The sequence below is a fragment of the Gordonia liuliyuniae genome, assembly GCF_021738805.1.
Classification (GTDB): domain Bacteria; phylum Actinomycetota; class Actinomycetes; order Mycobacteriales; family Mycobacteriaceae; genus Gordonia; species Gordonia liuliyuniae.
The window spans coordinates 47404-62917 of sequence record NZ_JAKKOR010000007.1; the positions used below are offsets into that span (position 1 = coordinate 47404).

The 15514-nt window shown below is 67.3% G+C and carries 18 protein-coding genes and 1 pseudogene; 14 read left to right on the forward strand and 5 right to left on the reverse strand.

Annotation, left to right across the window (positions count from 1 at the left end; genetic code table 11):
* Positions 1-46: 46 nt before the first annotated feature.
* The 3 genes and pseudogenes from L5G33_RS09095 to L5G33_RS19410 all read left to right on the forward strand — a co-directional run bounded on the left by L5G33_RS09095 (position 47) and on the right by L5G33_RS19410 (position 2236).
* Positions 47-517, forward strand: a complete 471-nt coding sequence (locus tag L5G33_RS09095; protein WP_236997862.1) for a hypothetical protein — start codon at positions 47-49, stop codon at positions 515-517.
* 382 nt (positions 518-899) lie between these two features.
* Positions 900-1817: pseudogene (locus tag L5G33_RS09100) on the forward strand (DUF222 domain-containing protein); the annotation flags it as partial.
* Between the two features lie 23 nt (positions 1818-1840).
* Positions 1841-2236 (forward strand): HNH endonuclease signature motif containing protein, encoded by a 396-nt coding sequence (locus L5G33_RS19410; RefSeq protein ID WP_308191563.1) that lies wholly within the window; start codon positions 1841-1843, stop codon positions 2234-2236.
* A 64-nt stretch (positions 2237-2300) separates the two neighbouring features.
* Here the strand turns inward: L5G33_RS19410 and L5G33_RS09105 are convergent, their stop codons facing one another.
* Positions 2301-2717, reverse strand: a complete 417-nt coding sequence (locus L5G33_RS09105) for a hypothetical protein (protein ID WP_236997863.1) — start codon at positions 2715-2717, stop codon at positions 2301-2303.
* 80 nt (positions 2718-2797) lie between these two features.
* On the opposite strand from L5G33_RS09105, the gene L5G33_RS09110 reads away from it, so the two are divergent.
* From L5G33_RS09110 to mnhG, 6 genes are read left to right on the forward strand one after another with little or no spacing between them, the layout of a single operon-like run.
* Positions 2798-5695 carry a Na+/H+ antiporter subunit A gene (locus L5G33_RS09110; protein ID WP_236997864.1) on the forward strand — a complete coding sequence of 966 codons (2898 nt, stop codon included), beginning with the start codon at positions 2798-2800 and terminating at the stop codon, positions 5693-5695.
* Positions 5692-6426, forward strand: coding sequence for a Na(+)/H(+) antiporter subunit C (locus L5G33_RS09115; RefSeq protein ID WP_236997865.1), 735 nt, complete (start codon positions 5692-5694; stop codon positions 6424-6426). Before L5G33_RS09110 ends, L5G33_RS09115 begins: the two co-directional genes overlap by 4 nt.
* Complete coding sequence (locus L5G33_RS09120) at positions 6423-8036, forward strand: Na+/H+ antiporter subunit D (RefSeq protein ID WP_236997866.1); 1614 nt, start codon at positions 6423-6425, stop codon at positions 8034-8036. The genes L5G33_RS09115 and L5G33_RS09120 overlap by 4 nt, the downstream gene beginning before the upstream one ends.
* Positions 8033-8842: a Na+/H+ antiporter subunit E gene (locus L5G33_RS09125; protein ID WP_236997867.1), complete on the forward strand. Its 810-nt coding sequence runs from the start codon at positions 8033-8035 to the stop codon at positions 8840-8842. The genes L5G33_RS09120 and L5G33_RS09125 overlap by 4 nt, the downstream gene beginning before the upstream one ends.
* Complete coding sequence (locus tag L5G33_RS09130; RefSeq protein ID WP_236997868.1) at positions 8839-9099, forward strand: monovalent cation/H+ antiporter complex subunit F; 261 nt, start codon at positions 8839-8841, stop codon at positions 9097-9099. The genes L5G33_RS09125 and L5G33_RS09130 overlap by 4 nt, the downstream gene beginning before the upstream one ends.
* Positions 9096-9437: a monovalent cation/H(+) antiporter subunit G gene (gene mnhG / locus L5G33_RS09135; RefSeq protein WP_236997869.1), complete on the forward strand. Its 342-nt coding sequence runs from the start codon at positions 9096-9098 to the stop codon at positions 9435-9437. The genes L5G33_RS09130 and mnhG overlap by 4 nt, the downstream gene beginning before the upstream one ends.
* A 48-nt stretch (positions 9438-9485) precedes the next feature.
* On the opposite strand, the gene L5G33_RS09140 is transcribed toward mnhG, so the two are convergent.
* The 4 genes from L5G33_RS09140 to napA all read right to left on the reverse strand — a co-directional run bounded on the left by L5G33_RS09140 (position 9486) and on the right by napA (position 12221).
* Positions 9486-10619 (reverse strand): glutamate--cysteine ligase, encoded by a 1134-nt coding sequence (locus L5G33_RS09140; protein WP_236997870.1) that lies wholly within the window; start codon positions 10617-10619, stop codon positions 9486-9488.
* A gap of 19 nt (positions 10620-10638) precedes the next feature.
* Entirely contained in the window at positions 10639-11244 is a 606-nt protein-coding gene (locus L5G33_RS09145) for a superoxide dismutase family protein (protein ID WP_236997871.1), read from the reverse strand.
* Between the two features lie 44 nt (positions 11245-11288).
* A complete protein-coding gene (locus L5G33_RS09150; RefSeq protein ID WP_236997872.1) occupies positions 11289-11807 on the reverse strand; it encodes a LytR C-terminal domain-containing protein in 519 nt (172 codons plus the stop codon).
* A 69-nt stretch (positions 11808-11876) separates the two neighbouring features.
* A complete protein-coding gene (gene napA, locus L5G33_RS09155; RefSeq protein WP_236997873.1) occupies positions 11877-12221 on the reverse strand; it encodes a nucleoid-associated protein NapA in 345 nt (114 codons plus the stop codon).
* A gap of 183 nt (positions 12222-12404) precedes the next feature.
* On the opposite strand from napA, the gene L5G33_RS09160 reads away from it, so the two are divergent.
* The 5 genes from L5G33_RS09160 (at position 12405) to L5G33_RS09180 (ending at position 15509) form a co-directional block, all read left to right on the forward strand.
* Entirely contained in the window at positions 12405-12995 is a 591-nt protein-coding gene (locus L5G33_RS09160; RefSeq protein WP_236997874.1) for a peptide deformylase, read from the forward strand.
* Positions 12996-13002: 7 nt separating this feature from the next.
* Positions 13003-13689, forward strand: coding sequence for a GNAT family N-acetyltransferase, cg3035/Rv0428c family (locus L5G33_RS09165; RefSeq protein WP_236997875.1), 687 nt, complete (start codon positions 13003-13005; stop codon positions 13687-13689).
* 86 nt (positions 13690-13775) lie between these two features.
* On the forward strand, positions 13776-14291 hold the full coding sequence (locus L5G33_RS09170; RefSeq protein WP_236997876.1) for a guanyl-specific ribonuclease: 516 nt from the start codon (positions 13776-13778) through the stop codon (positions 14289-14291).
* Positions 14288-14716 carry a barstar family protein gene (locus tag L5G33_RS09175; protein WP_236997877.1) on the forward strand — a complete coding sequence of 143 codons (429 nt, stop codon included), beginning with the start codon at positions 14288-14290 and terminating at the stop codon, positions 14714-14716. Before L5G33_RS09170 ends, L5G33_RS09175 begins: the two co-directional genes overlap by 4 nt.
* Before the next feature lie 4 nt (positions 14717-14720).
* Positions 14721-15509 carry an exodeoxyribonuclease III gene (locus tag L5G33_RS09180; protein WP_236997878.1) on the forward strand — a complete coding sequence of 263 codons (789 nt, stop codon included), beginning with the start codon at positions 14721-14723 and terminating at the stop codon, positions 15507-15509.
* The last annotated feature ends 5 nt before the right edge of the window (positions 15510-15514 follow it).

The window sequence follows — 15514 nt, forward strand, 5'->3', positions numbered from 1 at the left end:
TAATACTCGACCGCGCGGCGACGTGCCGCACGACGAGAGGGAAACGATGAGCGATCCGCAGGACCAGACTCCTGGAGACGCCGGGGAGACCGCCTCACACGGCGTCACCCCCACCGAACCCGTCCCCACTGATTCGGCACCCACTCCCGGTCCCACCGGACCGGTCGCCGATGTGCCGGCAGCGCAGCCGAGCGGTCCGACCACGGTCCCCGTCCAACGCCGGTTCCTGATCGCCGGGTCCGTCGTCGGAGCAATCGCGGTGATCGGTCTGGCGTTCGGCGCCGGGTACCTCGTCGGCGATCACACCGGAGACTCCGGCTCCCGACACGATCACCCGCGGATGTCACGGTTCGACGACCGCACGGACGAGGACGGCCAGCGTCCGGGGATGGGTCGATTCCCGGGACCCGGCGAAGCGCCCGGACGACGCGGACAGCAGAACCTGCCCGACGACGGTCATACCGACCAGAGCACCGCGCCGACGGCGCCGACCGAGCCGTCTGCGATTCCCGGCTGACCTCACGGCATCGGCCGACCCTGTAGACCGGCGGCGGCTCCGCCCCCGAGCCGCCGACCCTGCGCCGCTCCTTCGCGACCCCCTACGCGAAGGAGCGGCGTCCTTTTGTCTGCGGGGTGGGCGGCCTGTTCTCGCGAACTCCGTGCGTTCCCGCGAACGGAGTCGGTTCCCGCTATTGGACAGTCCAGTAGCGGGAAGCGAGAGAGCTCGCGGGAAGACAGAGGGACAATTCGATAGCGCGCCGCAGTCCAGGCGAACCCGTTAAAGACTGCTCGTTCCTCGGGTGAGAGTGCGAGCCGCGGGAGGACTACGGCGGCCATTGCCGGGGTGGTGCCCGGCACCACACGTAGTCGCTTAGTCCTGGATCGAAGGAGGTCCCGTCATGTTCGCTTCCACTGTCCGCGAGTTCGCCGACCACATTGTCGACGAACTCGCCCCACCCACCGCCATCGAACGCGAGGCCGGCGACTCCCTGAGGTTGGCGTGCCGACTCGACCGCGCCAGCAAGGTCGGCGCCGACGACGCCGACATTCTGTCGGCAATCGTCGAAGTCGCCCGAGCACGCAACGTCCTCGACGCCGCACAGTCCCGCCTGGTGCGGGCCGCCGAAGTCGCCGGGATCCCGTTCCGTAAGAGGATCCGAACCGCGGCGGGATTGTTGACCGCGATCGGCGTCCCACCGTCGGTCGCGCACCGAACCGTCCGCAACGGACACCACCCCGAATACCTCGAAGTGATCGGACGCGGTACCCGAGACGGATCGCTGTCGGCCGAGATGGCCGACGCCGTCGGCAAAGGCATCACGCTCGTCGAACAGCGCATCGACCTCGACGACGCACAACGCCAACAGCTGGCACGCAAACTCGTCGTCCACGAAACACCCGGCGACGTTGCCACCGCAGCACGCCGCGAAGCAATCCGCCTCGACACCGTCACCGACGATCCGGAACAGAGTCCGGTCGCCGAGAACGCAGCACTCAACGAGATGTCGCTGACCATCGCCGACGACGGCCGAGTCACATCCACGATCGATCTGGATGTGCTGACCGGCGAAGAACTGCACGCAGCCATCGACCCACTGTGCAGGCCTATCCCGTCACCGGACGGATCACCCGACCCACGCTCGACCGGGCAACGCCGGGCAGACGCGCTCGGTCAGATCATCCGGACCTATCTGTCCGGATCCGAGCGGCCGACCAGCGGTGGAGTTCTGCCACATGCGACGTTGATTGTCCCCACCACGGGGAACGCCTCGGTAGGTGATGGGGTGGCGCGTCTGGGGTTCACCGGCCCGGTGTCGTCGACGACAGTCGGGTTGACCCTATGTTCGGCAGCGGTCGCGGCCGTCGAGTCGACGACCAGGGCGTCCCTCTCGCGGTCGGGCGCGAACACCGGCTGTTCCCGTCGGGAATCCGGAAGGCTCTCGCGGTCCGCGACGGCGGATGCGTTTTCCCGGGCTGTGGTCGCCCGGTTTCGTGGACCGATGCCCATCACTGCGTCCCGTGGTCAGAGGGCGGAGATACCTCGCTGGGCAACGGGGTTCTGCTGTGTCGGATGCACCACGTGCTCATTCATCACAGTGAGTGGGAGGTGTTCATCGGCGACGATGGCCACCCGTGGTTCCAACCGCCGCCCGACCCGGCTAGACCGCACCGCCGACCGGCACCGTTGCGGTCGCACGGCAGGCGGACCATGACTGTCCACCCGACCGCAGCGTGATCCCACGCGCGTACTCAGAAGACCTCAAGTGCGCTCGGTCCGCCGCACGTCGACGAGTACAGCGCTAGTCGGTCCGCATCACTTCGTAGAACACCGTCGACCCTCCACCCGCGGCATCGGCGGAAATACCGACGCGCACCCACAGGGTTCTGCCGTCGACGGCCTTGAACAGCAGCACCGTCTGGTTCGCGGCGTCGCCCGCGCGGCTGGACTCCTCGTAACCGTCGTCCTCGAGAAGCTTCGTCGCGTTGGCGAGCGGATTCCCGTCGGCCGCGTTCCCCTGGATCGTCACCCGCCAGGAGTCGCCCTCACCGGTCGCGGAGAGGACGTTTCCCTCGACCATGGGAACGTCGTCGGACGGGAAGTCCGCGGGCAGGGATTGGCCGGACTCGGCCGAATCGTCGTCCCCGCACGCGCCCAATGCGACGCCACCGAGAAGCACTATGACGAGGATTGCACAGATGCGAAAGAAAGACTTCATGCCCGAAACGGTAGAGTAGAGCACGGCAGAACACTTGTTTCGACACCCCGCCCACCCTCTGAATACGACGGAGTGCCCTTTTGATCGTTGTGATGATCGCGCTGGCAATCGGCGCGCTCGTGTCACCGCCGATCATGAAAGCCTGTGGTACCCGGGGGTTCTACGTCCTCGCATTGATGCCGGCCGCCGCCCTCGTCTGGGTGGTCGTCAACTGGCCGGACGCCGACGCCGAACCCAGCACGGAGTCGGTCTCCTGGGTGCCGAGCCTGCAGATGAACATCGACGTCCGATTCGACACGTTGTCGGCGGTCCTGTCGGTCCTCATCCTCGGCGTCGGTTCACTCGTCCTGGTCTACTGTGCGAACTACTTCGACATCATGCGCCGCCGCGTGGCGACGTTCGGCGCCGAGATCGTCGCATTCGCAGGAGCCATGTTCGGGCTCGTCGTCAGCGACAACATGCTGGTCCTGTACGTGTTCTGGGAGGCGACCACCGTCCTCTCGTTCATGCTCGTCGGGTTCAACATGGTCCGTGCGACGTCGCGCCGAGCCGCGACCCAGGCACTGCTGGTCACCACGTTCGGCGGCCTCGCGATGCTCGTCGGCATCATCATGCTCGGCGAGCGCACCGGCAGTTATCTGCTGTCGGACCTCATCGCGAACCCGCCCGGCGGGGGCGTCTACATCGACATCGCCGTGATCCTCATTCTGGTCGGCGCGCTGTCGAAGTCGGCGATCGTCCCGTTCCACTTCTGGCTGCCCGGCGCGATGGCCGCCCCGACACCAGTCAGCGCGTACCTGCACGCCGCGGCCATGGTCAAGGCAGGCATCTATCTGGTCGCCCGGTTGGCACCCGCTTTCGCCGGCCTGCTGAGTTGGCAGATCCTCGTACTCGGGCTCGGCGCCGTCACGATGGTGCTCGGCGGTTGGCGTTCGCTCCGCGAACGCGATCTGAAGCTGATTCTCGCATTCGGCACCGTCTCGCAGCTCGGCTTCATGATGGTCCTCGTCGGTGTCGGCGACGCGGGAGTCTCGATGGCCGGACTGGCGATGGTCGTCGCCCACGCAATGTTCAAAGCGTGCCTGTTCATGGTCGTCGGCATCATCGACCATTCCACCGGTACCCGCGACATCCGACTCCTGGCGCGGCTGGGTCACCGGCTGCCCGTCCTCGCCACGATCGCCGCCCTCGCCGGGGCGAGTATGGCCGGGCTTCCGTTCACGTTCGGGTTCATCGGCAAAGAGTCGGCCTTCGGCACCCTCTGGGACACCGGGGCCCTCGACCCGACGGTCGCGCACCTCGTCGACATCGTGCTGCTCATTGGTTCGATCATCACGTTCGCGTACACAACGCGTTTCCTGTGGGGAGCGTTCGGTCGCAAGGTCCGGCGCCTCCCGACGCGGGCGGTTGCCACCCTCCATCCGCCGAGCGTCGCGTTCCTCGCGCCACCCGCGGTCCTCGCCGTCCTCGGAGTCGCTTCGTCGTTCGTGGCCCCGTGGATCGGCGACCTGTTCGAGCCGTACGCAACGACCCTGCCCGCCTTCGGACATCCGATCGAGCATCTGGCTCTCTGGCACGGCTTCGGACTCCCCCTCCTGTTCTCGGCCATCGTCGTCGTCGCGGGCGCCGCGCTCTTCCTCTTCCTCCGCGCCCGCAGGCGCCGCGTGTTCAAGAATCCGCCGCCGCTCAACGCCGACCGCGTGTACGACGCCACATTGCGTCTGGCCGACACCGCGTCCCTGTGGGTGACGCGGAACACGCAGCGCGGTTCGCTGCCGATCACGCAGGCGGTGATCCTGTCGACCGCCGTCGCCCTGCCGCTGATCGCATTAGCGCTCGGCAACCGGAACACGCTGTCGGTCCGCGGGTTCGACACCCCCGAACAGCTCATCGTCGGCATCATCATGATCGCCACCGCACTCGCGACGACGATGATGCGCAACCGGCTCGCGAGCGTGCTCCTCGTCGGGCTCACCGGGTACGGCTGCGGTGCACTGTTCGCGATGTACGGCGCACCCGACCTGGCGTTGACCCAGTTCCTGGTGGAGAGTGTCACCCTCGTCGTGTTCGTCCTGGTGCTGCGAAAACTGCCCAGCGAAGCGGCCGCGAAACACGCCACCGGGTTCCGGATCGGGCGCGCCCTGATCGGCCTGACGTTCGGCGCGATGCTCGTGCTGGTCGGACTGTTCGCCGCAGCCGCCCGCTCCACCGAACCACTCCAAGTCCGCCTGGGTGATGCCGCCTATCAGTTCGGGCACGGTTCCAACGCCGTCAACGTCCTGCTCGTCGACATCCGCGCATGGGACACGCTCGGCGAAGTCTCGGTCCTCATCGTCGCCGCGACCGGCGTCGCGTCGATGGTGTTCCGCAGTCGCCGGTTCGGCGCGGCACCGCGCATCACCGACGCCGCACGACTGCAGGCGGGCATCGACGACGACGATCCCGTCTCCGAACGGACCACGTGGCTCGTCGGCAGCGAACTGCGCGATCCCCGACACCGCACGCTGGTGCTCGAGGCAACGACCCGCGTCGTCTTCCCGACCCTGGTGATCCTGTCGCTCTACCTGTTCTTCGCAGGCCACAACGCGCCGGGCGGCGGGTTCGCGGGCGGCCTCGTCATGGGACTCGCCCTCGTGCTGCGATACCTCGCGGGCGGCCGGTACGAACTCGGGGAAGCGCTGCCCGTCGAGGCCGGGACCATACTCGGTGCGGGCCTCTTCGTGTCCGCGACGACGGCCGTCAGCTCCTTGTTCCTCGGCGCGCCCGCCCTGTCGTCGGCGGTCATCGACGTGCATCTGCCGGTGTTCGGCGACATCCACATCGTCACCGCGATGTTCTTCGACCTCGGCGTCTACCTGATCGTCGTCGGACTCGTGCTCGACGTGCTCCGCAGCCTCGGCGCACGCCTGGAAGTGGCCGACGACGCTCCGATTACCGGCGGGTTTCCCGCCCAATCGCAGCAGGAGGTGCACAAATGAGTGTGAACCTCGGACTGCTGCTCGTCGCCGGCGTACTCGCCGCGGCAGGTGTCTACCTGCTTATGGAACGCAGCCTGATCCGGATGCTGTTCGGCCTCATGATGGTCGGCAACGCGATCAACCTGCTGATCGTCACTCTCGCGGGCCCGCCAGGGAGCCCACCGGTCCGCGGACGCGAATCGTCCGGCCACAGCTCAGACGCCGACCCCCTCGCCCAGGGAATGGTGTTGACCGCCATCGTCATCACGATGGGCGTCGCCGCGTTCGTGCTCGCCCTGGCGTACCGACTGTTCGTCATCAACCGGCGCAGTCGGGAGACGCCTCCCGACCTCGAACCAACATCGGTCGAGTCCGTCGCCGACGACGACGATCTCGGCGACGACCCGGAGGACGTCAAGATCGCGACCGGCTCCCTGCAGTCGTTCGGCGACCGCGACCGCAGCGACGACCCGCTCACCGGAGCCGACACCGTGGCGGGCGACCTCTTCGACGACCACGGAAACCCACTGACCGCCGAAGAGTTCGAAGCCGTCCACCAGGGCGTCATCGAAACCGACTTGATGCCCGAGGACGCCGACCTGATCGCACACCTGCACGACGACGACGGCGACGACATGCCGGACACCACCGATCTGACCGACGACGGCGACGGTGACCGGGACAACGGTAGCGACGGTGACCGGGACAACCACGGTGACAGGGACAACGACGGGGACGGGGGCGATCAGTGATTCCCCAATCGTCGTGGATCACCGTGCTGATCGTCCTTCCGACACTCGCTCCGCTCCTCGGCGCCGCCGTCACTCTGCTTCGTGGGCGCAGCCCGAGTCTGCAACGTGCCGTGAGCGTCACCGCGATCGGTATCGCGCTGGCCGCGTCGGCGATGATGCTGTATCTGACGAGCGTCAACGGTCCATACGCGGTCCACGTCGGCGGATGGGGCGACCGCGATGGCGGTGGCGGCCCCCTCGGCATCACCCTCGTGGTGGACCGACTGGCCGCCCTCATGCTCGTTGTGTCGACGACGGTGCTGTTGTGCGTCGTCGTCTATGCGATAGGTCAGGGCATCCGAGACGGCACCACCGAACAGCCGGTGTCGATCTTCCTGCCGACCTACCTGATCTTGACGGCGGGCGTCTGCAACGCCTTCCTCGCGGGTGACCTGTTCAACCTGTACGTCTCGTTCGAGGTGCTGCTCGCCGCGAGCTTCGTGCTGTTGACGCTCGGGGCCAGCGCCGAACGCGTACGAGCGGGCGCCTCGTACGTGATGGTGTCGATGGTGTCGTCGCTGATCTTCTTGGCGGGCATCGCCTTCGCGTACGCGGCGACGGGCACGTTGAACCTCGCCGAGATGGCGGTCCGTCTCGACGACATCCCCGACGGCACCCGTAACGCGCTGTACGCGGTGCTCCTCGTCGCGTTCGGCATCAAAGCGGCCGTCTTCCCGCTGTCCACGTGGCTGCCCGACTCGTATCCGACGGCGCCCGCCCCGGTCACCGCGGTGTTCGCCGGCCTGCTCACCAAGGTCGGCGTCTACGCGATCATCCGCGCGCACTCGCTGCTGTTCCCGGGCGGCAGCATGGACACCGTCTTGATGATCGCCGGACTGTTGACGATGCTCGTCGGCATCTTCGGCGCCATCGCCCAGTCTGATGTGAAACGGCTCCTGTCGTTCACGCTCGTCAGCCATATCGGATACATGATCTTCGGCATCGCCGTCGGATCGTTGGAGTCGACGTCGGCCGCCATCTACTACGTCGCCCACCACATCCTGGTCCAGACGACGCTGTTCCTGGTCGTCGGTCTGATCGAACGCCAAGCCGGGTCGTCCTCGCTTCGACGCCTCGGCGGACTCATCGCGAGTCCTCTGCTTGCCGTCCTGTTCCTGATCCCGGCACTCAACCTCGGCGGCATACCGCCGTTCTCCGGGTTCATCGGCAAGGTGGCTCTCCTGCAGGCGGGTGTCGCCGACGGTTCGGTCCTGTCGTGGATCCTCGTGGCCGGCGGCGTCGTCACGAGCCTGCTGACTCTCTACGTGATGGCCCGGATCTGGACCAAAGGCTTCTGGCGGGCGCGAGCCGACGCCCCCGAGGGCGACCTGGCGTCCAGCACACCGTCAGCCCTGGTCGAGGAAGGCATCGACGTGCAGCTCGACGACCGCGAGGACGTCGGGCGGATGCCCGTCACCATGGTGGTGCCGACCGCCGCGATGGTCGCCGTCGGCCTCGCCCTCACGGTGTGGGCCGGACCGATCTTCGCGTTCACCGACAGCGGCGCCGACGGCGTCCTCGACCGCAACGTCTACATCGAGACCGTCCTCGGCCCGGGAGGTGACCGATGAGCAACACGCCGTTCCCGGACCGGCCGCACGTCAAACCCGTCGGCAAGAAGCCGATCCCGTCGTTCTTCGGCGGCCTGTGGCGGCTCGCCGTCGTCTGGTTCGCGTGGCCGCTGACGAATCTGATCGTGTGGCTGCAGGAGCATCTCCGGTTCCCGAAGTGGGCGGGCGGCGATCTGCGCGAGTTCGCGATGCGCCTGTGGGGTGTCGCGTGGCTGGCATTCGTGTGGGTCCTGCTCTGGGGCGAGGTCACCTGGGCCAACATCGTGGTCGGCATCGTGCTCGCGATCATCGTGATGACGGTGCTGCCGCTGCCGCACGTCCCCGTCGAGGGACGCGTGCACCCGCTGGCCGCGTTGAAGCTCCTGCTCACGCTGATCGGCAACTTCGTGATGTCGTCGGCACAGGTGGCGTGGGCGGCGATCAAACCGGGTCCGCCGCCCCTCGGAGCCGTGGTCCGCGTCCACGTCGCCATCAAGTCCGATCTGGTGCTGACACTGGCCGTCGACTACATCAACCTGGTGCCGGGCACGATGGTCGTCGAGATCGACCATCTTCGGCGCATGCTGTACGTGCACATCTTCGACGTCAGCAAGCAATCGCAGATCGATTCGTTCTTCCGCCAGATGGCGTACGTCGAACGGCAGTTCATCAAGGCGTTCGAGCGCGACTCCGAATGGCAGCCGAGCCCGTTCCACGGGATCGACGACGACTACCATCATGTTCCGTTCAGCGACCGTCAACGCGTCGCCGACGAAGAACGTCGCACCTCACGGAGGCTGCTGCGTCGACGGAAGGAGGACCGTTGAATTACGTGTGGGCCGCCTCCGCTGCCATGCTCCTCATCGCAGCCCTACTGACCACCTACCGGACCCTCCGCGGCCCGAGCACTCTCGACCGGCTCGTCGGGGTCGATGCGATCGTCGCCATCATGATCTGCGGCCTCGCGCTCTGGGTTGCGGTCACCGGTGACACGACGATCGCCGCCGCCATCGTCGTGCTGAGCCTCGTCAGCTTCATCGGGTCCATCGCCGTGGCCCGCTTCCGAGTGAGGGACGACCAATGATCACCGACGTCCTCACTGCCTTCTTCGTGCTGTCGGGTTCGCTGCTCGCCATGACCGCGGCGATCGGCATCGTCCGCTTCCCGGACACGTTGAGCCGTATGCACGCCGCGACCAAACCGCAGACGTTCGGCATGATCCTCGTGCTCATCGGCGTGCTCATCCGGCTGGACGGACACTACGACAGCGGCATGCTCGTCCTGAGCGGCCTGTTCACCCTCATCACGGCCCCGGTCATCGCACAGCGCGTCGGCCGCCTCGTCTACCGCGAGCAGCGCATCGACGAACATCTTCTCGACGAGAGCCAGCTACGCCCACGGGCCGGGGACGACGAGCACTGACCGGCGTCGTTCACCGGCGATGTAAGCAGGGCCGACCGAGTCCGATACTCATTCCAGTTCGTCGACGATGGACGCGACGACGTCGCGGAGGTCGCCGGTACGGGCGAACACCTCGTGCTGGCGTTTATAGCTGACGCCGTCGGCGAGGATGTCGGCGACAGATGCCAGTTCGGCGGCGCAGCCCAGCGATTCGGCGACCGGCTCGAGTCGGACCAGAAGGTCGGCGAGGTCGTCGGTGACCAGACGCTCCGAGCAGTCCGAGTCCTGAATGATGATGGCGTCGACGCCGTAGCGGGCGGCACGCCACTTGTTCTCCTGCACCAGCCACGGAGCCATCTGCGGCAGCGTCTCCCCCGCGGTGAGACGACGGTCGAGATCGACGATCAAGCAGTGGATCAGGGCGACGACACCCGCGAGTTCACGCCGATTCGAGACGCCGTCGCACACCCGCACTTCGATGGTCCCCAGGTGGGGCGACGGCCGGATGTCCCACCGGATCTCGTTGAGATCGTCGATAATTCCGGTGGTCTTCTGGTCGGCGACGAACCGCTCGAACTCGCTCCACCGCTCGAACTGGAACGGCAGACCCGCGGTCGGCAGCTGCTGGAACATCATCGCCCGGTTGCTCGCGTACCCCGTCGCCTGCCCGCCCCACATCGGCGACGACGCCGAGAGCGCGAGCAGGTGCGGGTAGTACTTGAGCAGTGACGAGAGGATCGGCAGCACCTTGTCGCGCCGACTGATTCCGACGTGCACGTGCACACCCCAGATCAGCATCTGGCGTCCCCACCACTGTGTGCGTGCGATCAGTTCGGCGTAGCGCGGCCCTTCGGTCAACTGTTGCGTCGACCATTCCGCGAACGGGTGGGTTCCCGCACCGTACAGGTCGACACCGACCTCATCGGTGAGCGAGCACACGACGTCGAGGGTCTCCCCGAGGTCGGCCATCGCCTCGGGGACCGTGTGACAGATGCCGGTGACGAGTTCTACCGTGTTGCGGAGCAGCTCCTTATGGATCCGTCCCGAACGGTCGACGCCGCGCGCAGCGATCAGGTCGAACAGCTCTGGAGCCGAATTCGACAGGTCACGCGTGTGACGGTCGACAAGCGCGAGCTCCCACTCCACTCCGAGCGTCGGCTCGGGTGATCCGTGGAACTCGATCTCGCTGATACGGCCCCCCACCGGTGAAGTGTCCCGCTCGCTACTCGGCGATGACGCCGCAGGCCAGACGGTGCGAGCCGTCCGTGTCGCCGACCTCGTGGACGATGAGCGCCCGGCCGCGGATCTGCTCGAGCTCGAACGCGTCGGTCGCGCTGGTCACGGTACCGGTCCCGTTCTCCAGGACGGTGACGCTGGTCAGGTCGCCGCTCTCCGGCTTGCCGGTGTGACCGTCCACCTGGAGGTGGTCGCCTGCCGACGCGAACCCGGTCGACGCCTCGCACTTGGTGCCCGAATGGATGTGGACGCCGTGCGATCCCGCATCCATCCCGGTGACACGCAGGTTCACGCTGACCGCGTCGCCTTCGGCGCTGAAGGTCGCGAAGCCGACGCTGGTGCCTTCGGTGTTGCGCAGCGTCACGGTCAGCTCTTCCGCGCCGCCGGACGTGGTGCCCGCACTGATCTCGTCGCCCGGCTGCGCCTGATCGCCGGTGATGACCGACGGCGTGGTGCCCTTCTCGTCCGTGGGGTACTGATCGGGCGTGCAGCCCGCGAGGGCCGCACCGGCGACACCTGCCGCGGCGATGACCGCCAGGACACGGGTGGTCGAGATTCCGGTGGCGGCACCGCTGTGGTTACGGGCGAACATGACGCTCCTTATGTGTTCCGTACGAGGACTGGGGCTGAACAGGCTTACTGGGTGACGACGATGACGGCGAGTTCGCCTTCGCACCGCGTGAACACAGCGGGACGCGGATCGGTCGAGGCTCCGCCCGGCACGGCGTCGGCGACCTTCTTGGCAGCCTCTTCCTGACCTTCGTCGTAGAAGACGGTGTTCTCGCTGATACTGCCGGTCGAGAGGTTCTCCGCACCGCTGACGTCGAAGCCCGCCTCTTTGAGCTTGTCGGAGACGTCGCCGGCCAGGCCGGTCACCGTTCCCGCGTTGAGCACGCACATCGATCCGACGTCTGCGGTGTCGGCGGCCGTCGTCGACGACGGCGAGGCGGACTCACTCTCGCCGCCCGGCGTAGATGCGGGCGGCGTCGCGGCCTCCGAGGTCGTCGGACTCTGGGCGGTGGACGTGCCACCGTCATCGTCTCCGCTGGTGGCCGCGTGGTGCCAGCCGAGGCCGATGAAGACCACGGCGACAGCCAACAGCAGCATGGCGCCCGCCCGAAGGGGCAGTCGATTGGTTTCTCGGTCAGCTTTCATCACGGTAACTTTAGCTCACGAGGTCGCCCGTGAGGCGAGCCGTCCGTACGACGCGCCAGCGGACCGTCTTCAGATCTCGAATCCGAGGCGGCGCGCGGCCCGCGCCTTCTGCCGGGACGCCCGCAGACGACGCAGACGCTTCACCAGCATCGGGTCCGCCGCGAGCGCTTCCGGCCGGTCGACCAGCGCGTTCAGAATCTGGTAGTAGCGAGTCGCGGACAAACTGAAGAGCTCTTTGATGGCTTCTTCCTTCGAGCCCGCGTACTTCCACCACTGACGTTCGAACGCGAGGATGTCGCGTTCGCGGCGAGTGAGTCCGTCCGGGCCGACCTCGTGCGGGTCACTCTGCTGCCCAGCCTGCGCAGCACCCACCGAATCATCGTCGCCTGGTGTATGCGCGGTTGCGCCGTCCATCTCGCTCCCTTGCAAAGCCTGCCGAATAGTCACATCCACTCGCCCCCGTTCCGCACTCCGCATCCGCGGCCCCGGCACGAATCACAAGCGTGTGGTTCGCCTCAAGAGTGTAGCCACCGAAACGTCCACCTTCACGGCGACGCACCGCGAACACTCCGCATTGCGCCGGTAAAGTATCTGTACATGGCAATTCTTCCGATCTGCATCGTCGGCGAACCGGTCCTGCACCATCCGACGACGCCTGTCGACCTCGACGACCAGGGACGTCCGTCCGCCGATATCGTCGAGCTACTCGACGACATGTACGAGACCATGGACGCGGCGAACGGCGTTGGCCTCGCGGCCAACCAAGTAGGCCGCGGACTTCGCATGTTCGTCTACGACTGCCCGGACGGCCCGACGCGCCGGCGCGGCGAAGTGATCAACCCCGTGCTGGAGACCTCGGAGATCCCCGAGACGATGCCCGACCCCGACGACAACGACGAAGGCTGCCTGTCGGTGCCGGGCGAGGGCTTTCCGACCGGGCGCGCGGACTGGGCCAAGGTCGTCGGCACCGACCGTGACGGGAAGCCGGTAGAGATCGAGGGCGACGACTTCTTCGCTCGGATGCTGCAGCACGAGACGGGCCACCTCGACGGATACCTGTACATCGACGTCCTGGTCGGCCGGAACGCGCGCGCCGCGAAGAAGGCCGTCAAACGCAACGGTTGGGGCGTGCCCGGCCTCACCTGGTTGCCGGGCGCCGAGCGTGACCCGTTCGGGCACGACGACTGAGCGCGCCATGATCGATCCGACCGTCGGCGACCGCATCGTCGTCCGCTACCGGCTCGACCAGTCGGGCGCCCCGTCCGATTGGCGCGCCGCACCGAACCCCACGCTGCCGACCGGCCCGTCGCAGTCGGATGTGACGGGAGTGCTGGCACTGTCGGACGAGCAGTCGCTGAAGGTCGACCGCGACGGCGAGGTGGTCTCGATCCCGCGGGCGGCGATCACGTCGATCCGTCTCTTGTCGCGACGGGTGGTACGGAACTCGGAGATCCGCGACGTCGAGCGCGCCCTGTGCGCTGGCTGCGATGCGACGCATCGCAGCGAGATCGACGGTTGGCTAGTCTCGGCGGGCGGGTCGACGCTCCGCGGCCGGTCGGCGGTCCCCGTCGAGTTCAATGCCCCGTCGGCGGCCGTGGCCCAGATCCTCGACTGGTACGCCGACCTCGACGAGCCGGCACTCGCACTGCTGCCCGACCGACTCGTGCGGCCCGGCCGAATCGCCGTCGACGACGCGCAGGCGTTGGAGGTTCTCGTCGGCGCAGCCCCCGCACCCCCCGTCGGACTCGCCCCCGTCCGGGTCGGCGACGCGCTGTGGGCGGTCGACGTCGACGCGGCCGACGAGAAGGCGCGAGCGGCCGCACGGGCCGCGGGATACGAACTCCACCACACCGTCACCGTCGGCGAACTCGTCGAGCCCTAGGCGGATCCGATCTAGGAGAACTCGATCCAACGAGTTCGATTTAGACGAATTCGATTCCGCGGCGTCACCGGTTACCGTGGAACGCGATGTCGCACCCCAACAGCAACCCGGACCAATCCCGTCGCCGCATGCTCGCCTCCGTGCTTGGCGTCGTCGTCCTACTGGCCGTCGTCGTGTTGACCTGGTGGGTCGACGGACGCAGCACCACCGACGCCGAACCGTCGGCCGCCGCCCAGTCCGGGGTGTCGATGGTGATGCCGGGTTCTGAGGCGCCGGACCGGTCGCGTACCGCGGGACGGCCGTCGAGCGACGTGCCTGCTCGCGTGCAGCAGACCCTCTCCTACATCGACGCAGGCGATTGGCCCGACGCGGCGAACGCGCCCGGAACCCACGGCGGCGACACCTTCCGTAACGCGGAGGGCCGGCTCCCGAAGAAGACATCGGGCGGCAAGAAGATCACGTACCGGGAGTGGGACGTCAACCCGAAGCAGAGTGGGCGCGGCCGTGACGCCGAGCGAATCGTGACCGGCAGCAACGGGTCGGCCTACTACACGCTCGACCACTACGAGACGTTCGCCGCGATCCGAGGTCCGCGCACATGACCGCCGTCGCCGCCTCGTCGCCGTCCCTGTTCGGGAGCGGCCTCGTCGTGCGCCGCGTCGACGGCGCCCGGATGCGGACTGTCCCGCAGATACTCGACGCGCTCGCGCGTGCGTGGGACTTCCCTGATCATTTCGGGCGCAACCGCGATGCGCTCGACGACTGCATGCGCGACCTCCCGACCGGCCTGCGCACACCCGAGGGCACCCCGTCGACCGGCTGGCTGACGATCGTCGACGACGCGTCGCAGGTGCTCGCCGACGAACCCGACGCGTTCGAATGGTTCGCCGAGTCGGTCGACTTCTGGCGCGACTCGTACCGCGACCGTCGGTTCGCCGTGCTCCTCGTCGACGACGACCCGGGCGCGGTCCGCGCCCGCTGGTCCGATGTCGGCGTGAGAGTGACCGATCCGGCAGAGGAGATCTGACACCGTGCGTCTGGCCACCTGGAACGTCAACTCGATCCGCACCCGCTCGGAGGACGTCGTCGCCTGGATGACCCGGCACTCCGTCGACGTACTCGCCATGCAGGAGACCAAGTGCTCCGACGACCGGTTCCCGGTGATGAGTTTCGCCGCCCACGGCTACGACGTCGCGATCCACGGGAACGGCGGCTACAACGGTGTCGCCATCGCGTCCCGCGTCGGCCTGACCGACGTGCACACGGGCTTCGATGAACAACCGTCGTTCGACGGGCAGCGGGAGGCCCGGGCGATCTCGGCGACATGCGGCGGCGTGCGCGTGTGGAGTCTCTACGTCCCGAACGGCCGCGCGCCCGGCGACCCGCACATGAGCTACAAACTCGACTGGCTCGACGTCCTCGCCAACGTGACCCGGCTGGAGTTAACGCACGATCCTGCCGCCCAGATCGTGCTGGCAGGCGACTGGAACGTCGCACCGACCGACGCCGATGTCTGGGATCCGGAGTACTTCGCCGACCGAACTCACACGTCCGACGCCGAACGTGCCGCGTTCAGCGCGTTCACCGATGCCGGGTTCGTCGACAGCGCAGACCCCTTCGCGCCGGGCCCCGACACGTACACGTTCTGGGACTACCAGGCCGGACACTTCGACCGGAACGAGGGCATGCGGATCGACTTCGCCCTCTGCTCTCCCGCGTTGAATGATCGAGTCTTCGACGCCTTCGTCGACGTCGCCGCTCGGCAGGCCAAGGGTGCGAGCGACCACGCACCGGTGGTCTTGGACGTCTCGTCCGCCTGAACTCC

Excerpts from the sequence above, each read along its gene's own strand:
- L5G33_RS09165 (WP_236997875.1), top strand. The coding sequence starts at position 13,003 with ATGATCGATCCGACCGTCGGCGACCGCATCGTCGTCCGCTACCGGCTC.
- L5G33_RS19410 (WP_308191563.1), top strand. The coding sequence starts at position 1,841 with ATGTTCGGCAGCGGTCGCGGCCGTCGAGTCGACGACCAGGGCGTCCCT.
- L5G33_RS09095 (WP_236997862.1), top strand. The coding sequence starts at position 47 with ATGAGCGATCCGCAGGACCAGACTCCTGGAGACGCCGGGGAGACCGCC.
- L5G33_RS09170 (WP_236997876.1), top strand. The coding sequence starts at position 13,776 with ATGTCGCACCCCAACAGCAACCCGGACCAATCCCGTCGCCGCATGCTC.
- mnhG (WP_236997869.1), top strand. The coding sequence starts at position 9,096 with ATGATCACCGACGTCCTCACTGCCTTCTTCGTGCTGTCGGGTTCGCTG.
- L5G33_RS09160 (WP_236997874.1), top strand. The coding sequence starts at position 12,405 with ATGGCAATTCTTCCGATCTGCATCGTCGGCGAACCGGTCCTGCACCAT.
- L5G33_RS09125 (WP_236997867.1), top strand. The coding sequence starts at position 8,033 with ATGAGCAACACGCCGTTCCCGGACCGGCCGCACGTCAAACCCGTCGGC.
- L5G33_RS09105 (WP_236997863.1), bottom strand. The coding sequence starts at position 2,717 with ATGAAGTCTTTCTTTCGCATCTGTGCAATCCTCGTCATAGTGCTTCTC.
- L5G33_RS09145 (WP_236997871.1), bottom strand. The coding sequence starts at position 11,244 with ATGTTCGCCCGTAACCACAGCGGTGCCGCCACCGGAATCTCGACCACC.
- napA (WP_236997873.1), bottom strand. The coding sequence starts at position 12,221 with ATGGACGGCGCAACCGCGCATACACCAGGCGACGATGATTCGGTGGGT.
- L5G33_RS09150 (WP_236997872.1), bottom strand. The coding sequence starts at position 11,807 with ATGAAAGCTGACCGAGAAACCAATCGACTGCCCCTTCGGGCGGGCGCC.
- L5G33_RS09115 (WP_236997865.1), top strand. The coding sequence starts at position 5,692 with ATGAGTGTGAACCTCGGACTGCTGCTCGTCGCCGGCGTACTCGCCGCG.
- L5G33_RS09175 (WP_236997877.1), top strand. The coding sequence starts at position 14,288 with ATGACCGCCGTCGCCGCCTCGTCGCCGTCCCTGTTCGGGAGCGGCCTC.